This is a genomic window from Pseudomonas sp. PGPPP1 (genome assembly GCF_002255865.1).
Classification (GTDB): domain Bacteria; phylum Pseudomonadota; class Gammaproteobacteria; order Pseudomonadales; family Pseudomonadaceae; genus Aquipseudomonas; species Aquipseudomonas cremoris.
Map to the genome: position 1 here is coordinate 1 of NZ_NKIG01000099.1, position 777 is coordinate 777.

The window sequence follows — 777 nt, forward strand, 5'->3', positions numbered from 1 at the left end:
GCTCATGTCGATGAAGAGTGGTCGATTGGGGACTATGTCCTGTCTGGCGGCGAGCTGCCGGCGATGGTCCTGATAGATGCGGTTACACGACTGCTGCCTGGAGCTTTAGGGCATGCGGACTCCGCGGAGGAAGATTCCTTCACGGATGGTTTGCTGGATTGCCCGCACTACACCCGACCGGAGGTGTATGCGGATCAGCGTGTTCCCGACGTATTGCTAAGTGGCAATCACGCACACATCCGGCGTTGGCGTTTACAGCAGTCCCTTGGTCGGACCTATGAACGACGCGCCGATCTTCTGGAAAGCCGCTCGCTTTCTGGAGAAGAGAAGAAGCTGCTCGAGGAATACATCCTCGCGCGGGACGATAGTTAACAACGTATCGATGGTAGGTCCATTGACTTACCTTAGGAGCACAGCATGACTAACAAAATCATCCTTGCACTCGAAGCAGAGCAGATGACCAAAGAGATCCCTACCTTTGCCCCGGGCGACACCATTGTCGTTCAGGTGAAAGTGAAGGAAGGCGACCGTTCGCGTCTGCAAGCGTTCGAAGGCGTGGTAATCGCCAAGCGTAACCGTGGTGTGAACAGTGCTTTCACTGTTCGTAAAATCTCCAACGGTGTTGGCGTAGAGCGTACTTTCCAGACCTACAGCCCGCAAATCGACAGCATGGCCGTTAAGCGTCGCGGTGACGTACGTAAAGCCAAGCTGTACTACCTGCGTGACCTGTCCGGTAAAGCAGCTCGCATCAAGGAAAAACTGGCTTAAGTCCAGCTT

General features: G+C 54.6%; 1 protein-coding gene and 1 pseudogene. Both read left to right on the forward strand.

Going from position 1 to position 777, the window contains the following annotated elements; all coding sequences use genetic code 11:
* Positions 1-372: pseudogene (locus CFE47_RS31330) on the forward strand (tRNA (guanosine(37)-N1)-methyltransferase TrmD); the annotation flags it as partial.
* A 45-nt stretch (positions 373-417) separates the two neighbouring features.
* Positions 418-768 carry a 50S ribosomal protein L19 gene (gene rplS / locus CFE47_RS31335; protein ID WP_003175895.1) on the forward strand — a complete coding sequence of 117 codons (351 nt, stop codon included), beginning with the start codon at positions 418-420 and terminating at the stop codon, positions 766-768.
* Positions 769-777: the final 9 nt, after the last annotated feature.

Excerpts from the sequence above, each read along its gene's own strand:
- rplS (WP_003175895.1), top strand. The coding sequence starts at position 418 with ATGACTAACAAAATCATCCTTGCACTCGAAGCAGAGCAGATGACCAAA.